This window comes from Acidovorax sp. (assembly GCF_047607405.1).
Lineage (GTDB): Bacteria > Pseudomonadota > Gammaproteobacteria > Burkholderiales > Burkholderiaceae_C > Acidovorax.
Genome location: NZ_JASGDA010000035.1, coordinates 1 through 3,861, shown reverse-complemented (window position 1 = coordinate 3,861; position 3,861 = coordinate 1). Strand labels below are relative to the sequence as shown.

At 71.8% G+C, this 3,861-nt stretch carries 3 protein-coding genes; all 3 read right to left on the bottom strand.

What is annotated here, in order from left to right; translation table 11 throughout:
• Positions 1 to 308 precede the first annotated feature (308 nt).
• Entirely contained in the window at positions 309 to 1,586 is a 1,278-nt protein-coding gene (locus QM569_RS04390; protein WP_414986009.1) for a heme biosynthesis HemY N-terminal domain-containing protein, read from the bottom strand.
• 277 nt (positions 1,587 to 1,863) lie between these two features.
• Positions 1,864 to 2,943 carry a uroporphyrinogen-III C-methyltransferase gene (locus tag QM569_RS04385; protein WP_414986008.1) on the bottom strand — a complete coding sequence of 360 codons (1,080 nt, stop codon included), beginning with the start codon at positions 2,941 to 2,943 and terminating at the stop codon, positions 1,864 to 1,866.
• Positions 2,940 to 3,740: a uroporphyrinogen-III synthase gene (locus QM569_RS04380; RefSeq protein ID WP_414986007.1), complete on the bottom strand. Its 801-nt coding sequence runs from the start codon at positions 3,738 to 3,740 to the stop codon at positions 2,940 to 2,942. Before QM569_RS04380 ends, QM569_RS04385 begins: the two co-directional genes overlap by 4 nt.
• Positions 3,741 to 3,861 lie beyond the last annotated feature (121 nt).

Here is a 3,861-nt window from a genome sequence, read left to right as displayed (position 1 = left end):
GGGTGTGCATGCGCGTCGCAGCGCGCATGCTTCGTGGTCTGACTCGCCGGGGTTGTTTGAACGTAGCGCTGCAAGCGCGAAGTGAGTTCCACGGCGACACCCCGTGACCGAGCATCGCAGGTTGCCCCGTAGCGCAGCGAAGGGGACACGGACAGTAGGGTCGCGTTTCTTTTGGGTACTTTTCTTTGGCGAGACAAAGAAAAGTACCTCGCCCGCCGGGGCGAAATCCCGGCCCCCGCCCTCAACCAACGCAAATCATCAAAAAAGATAGCTACCAGCCCATACCAGATAAGCGCTAGAGCCAATTTTCAATGACTAAGAGCCGCCTTCTTCCAAGCCTCACCCGCCCCCTCAGCATCCCCACGCTTCTCAGCCAGTTCGGCAAGATAACGCCAGGCGCTGGACCGCAGCCCGCTGTCCGGCAACTGCTGCGCCGCCTGCGTCAACAACTGCTGCGCCTTGCCCCACAACTGCCGTTTGAGGCAGGCCATCCCCGCCAGGTACGAAAGCCGCGCGTCGCGCGGATTGGCCTGTTGCGCCGCTTCGATGCGGGCCAGCCAGGCTGCGTCCAGCGCGTCCAGCCCCGCTTCGAGCGCGCGCACCAGCTTGAGCGCGTGGTGCTCGGCCAGGCCGTCGGGCAGGTCCACCATGCGCTCCCACACGGGCAGCAGCCACGCGCGCACCTGCGCCGCGTCGCCGCCAAGGGCCGCCAGGCGCTGCGCGGCGTGGATCGCCAGCTCGGGCATGGCCCGCTCGGCGGGCTCCAGCGACAGCCAGATCTGCTGCAGCTGCGCCGCGTCGTGTGCGCTGTGGATGAGTTCGCTCGCCAGGCCGCGCACGATGCTCTGCGCCGCATTGGGCGAGAAGGCGCGGTGCTTGCCCAGCAGGCGCGCGGTTTCCAGCGCGTCCTGCGTGTGCCGCGCCAGCCGGGCGGCCTTGAGCTTGATGCGCAGCGCCAGCGTGCGCCGCGCCGCGCCCTGGGGCAGGGCGGTCAGGCGGTCCAGCGCGGCAGTGGCGTCGCGGTCGTCCAGCGACCAGCGGGCGGCGCGCATCTGGGCGCCCTCGCGCAGTTCCTGCTCGTGCGCGGTGCCGCGCGGGGGGGCTTCGTGCAGCGCGTCGTTCAGGTGGCTTTCGCGGGTGGCGCTGTCTTGCAGGGCGTGGGACGACTCGGCCGCGATCATGTGGGCCAGGGCGCGCAATTGGCGGCCGTGCGGCACGCCGTTGCCCGACGCGGCCAGCGCGCTCTCCTGCGACAGTGCCGCCACAGCGGCCTTGCGCGAGCGCAAAAAGCGCCCGCCCAGCATGTGCGTCAGCGCGTCCATCAGGGCGCCGTGCATGGCGCGCTCCTTTTGCTGCACGCGCCAGCGGCGGGCCTTGTGCGGCAGCTCCAGCAGCGCGGCCAGGGCGCGCAGCGCGGCGTACAGGGTGACGAAGCCGCCCACGAGCAGCAGCACCACCATGTTCAGCGACAGGTCGATGCGGTAAGGCGGCCAGTACAGGGTGACGGTGCCCTGGTTGTTGCCCGCGAACAGCGCGGCGGCCACGGCCACGCCGAACAACGCCAGGAGCCAGAGTGCGGCGCGCATGTCAGAGTGTGTTATGCACTTTTACGTGCCCGCGAAAGCCGGGGAAAGGCCCGGCAACTAGGCGCAGGACGCGCCGCAGTATGGACAGTATGGATACTGCAAGCGGCCTGCAACGACGAGGCCGGGCCTTTCCCCGGCTTTCCCGAAGGGTTGGCCCCAGAGGCAGGCGCTCGCGGCGTTGCAGCGCTTGCCAAGGCATGGGCCTTGGCGGCGCGCTGCGCCTTGCGATCACCAGCCTCTGGGGCCAACGCGGGTACGTAAAAGTGCATAACACACTCTAACGCCCTGCGGCTGCGGTGGCCAGTGCGGACAGCGTTTCGTCCAGGCGCGGCAGCTCGGCCGCCTTCATGTGGGCCTGCGCCTGCTGCAGCACGCTGGCCGCGTTCTGCGTGCGGCGCGAGGCGGGGTCGAAGTATTTGTTCAGCGCGGCGGTGGCGGCGGCCAGGTCGGAGCGGGCCGACTCGTACTGGCGGGCCAGCACGCCCAGGCGCGCGTTGAGCAGCTTGAGCTTGAGGTTTTCGCGCAGGAAGAACGCCTGCTCGGGCGCCAGCAAAATGGCCTCTGGCTGGTCGATGCGGCTCACGCGCACGAGGCCCCGGGCCTCGTCGCGCACCACTTCCCATGCGCGCTGCAGCGCGGCCTGCCACCAGGCCAGGCCCTCGGCGGGCACGGCACCGTCCTGCGCGGGCGCGGCGGACAGGCGGCGCGTGGATGTCGCCTGGGCCACGGCGTTCTGCACGGGCAGATCGTCCACCTGGCGCACCAGGTCGTCCAGGCGGCCCAGCAGCCCGGCGGTGTCGGTGACGGTGGCGCGGGCCAGCTGGTCCAGGTCGCGCCCGATGGCGCGCTGCACGGGTGCCAGCCGGGGCTGCGCGGCACGCTCGATGCGCTGGCTCGCGCTCTTGAGCGCGGCCACCAGCGGGTCCAGGCTGCCGGTGAGCTGGGCCTGCTGCTGCGCCAGGCGGATGGCCGACTCGATGTCCACCACCAGGTTCTCGTCGCGCGAGCGCGACAGGCTCTGCATCAGTTCTTCGAGCTGGCTGCGCTGCAGCGCGACTTCGCTCACGCGGGCCTCGGCCACGGACAGGCGGGCGGCCGTGTCGCGCACCAGCTCCTCGGCCTGGCGGGCCATGGTGCGGGCCTCGATGGCCTGCGCGCCGGAGTCGGCCGACTGGCGGGCGAGCTGTTCCTGGATGCTGCTCAGGCGCTGCCACAGCAGGCCGCTGCTGATGAGCGCCGCCACTGCCACGGCGCCCAAAAGCAGTGTCAGGACGCTGCCGCCACGGCCCGCCGGGGGCTGTGCGGGCGAAGGCGCGGGGCTGGCTGCGGGCAGGTCGTTGGCGGGCGCGGAACTCATGCGGCTGATTCTATCGACGCCACCACATCCGCCAGCGCGGGTCGGCACTCGCGCACTGCGCCAAAGCCTGCTTCCCTGGCTGCCTGCGCGATGCGCGGGTGGGTCGCCAGGGCCCGCGCGGCGCTCCAGTCCTGGCCGGGCAGGGCCAGGGCGAGGTGGGCCACGGCCTCGGAGCTGGAGAGCAGCCACAGCGAGCCGTCGCGCGCGGCCTGTTGCGCCAGCGCCACCTCGTGCGCGCGAAAGCGCGGTGCGCTGCGTTCGTAGGCCACGGCAAAGTCCACATGGCCGCCTGCAGCGGCGATCTGCCGGGCCAGCCAGTCGCGGCCCGTGCCCTGCTCGGATGCGCGCCCGGTGGAGCTGCCGCGCACGATGAGCACGCGGTCGCCGGGGCCGATCTGGCCCGCGACCTGCTGCCACAGCGCCTCGGAGTCGAACTGCGCCGCGTCGGGCGCGGGGCCGTCGATGCGCTCGGGCGGAAAGCCCGCCGCCCGCAGCGCGCTGGCGGTGCCGGGGCCGGGCGCCCACGCTCTGGTTTTGATAGCTTCTGGCGCTTGCCCATCAAGCGCTGGAGGCCGATTTGAATCAAAAAAATAGGTGGCGGCGTTGCCGCTCACGAACATCAGCGCCTTGTAGCTTGCCAGCCGTGCGCGGGCCTGCTGCAGCGCGGCGGCGTCGGCACAGGGGCCGATGGCGATCAGCGGCAAGGCCACGGCGCGGAAGCCGTGCGCGCCCAGTTGGTCCACCCAGTGCGCGGCTTCGCGGGCGGGCCGCGTGACGATCACCCGGGGCGGGGCCATGGCGGCTCAGGCGCGCGCGCCGCCTGCGCGCAGGCGGTGGGCTACGTCCTGGCCCAGGGCCTCGGCCTGCGCCAGCGTGCGCACCGCCGCGCTGGCCTGGGCGCGCACCAGGGGCGCGCGG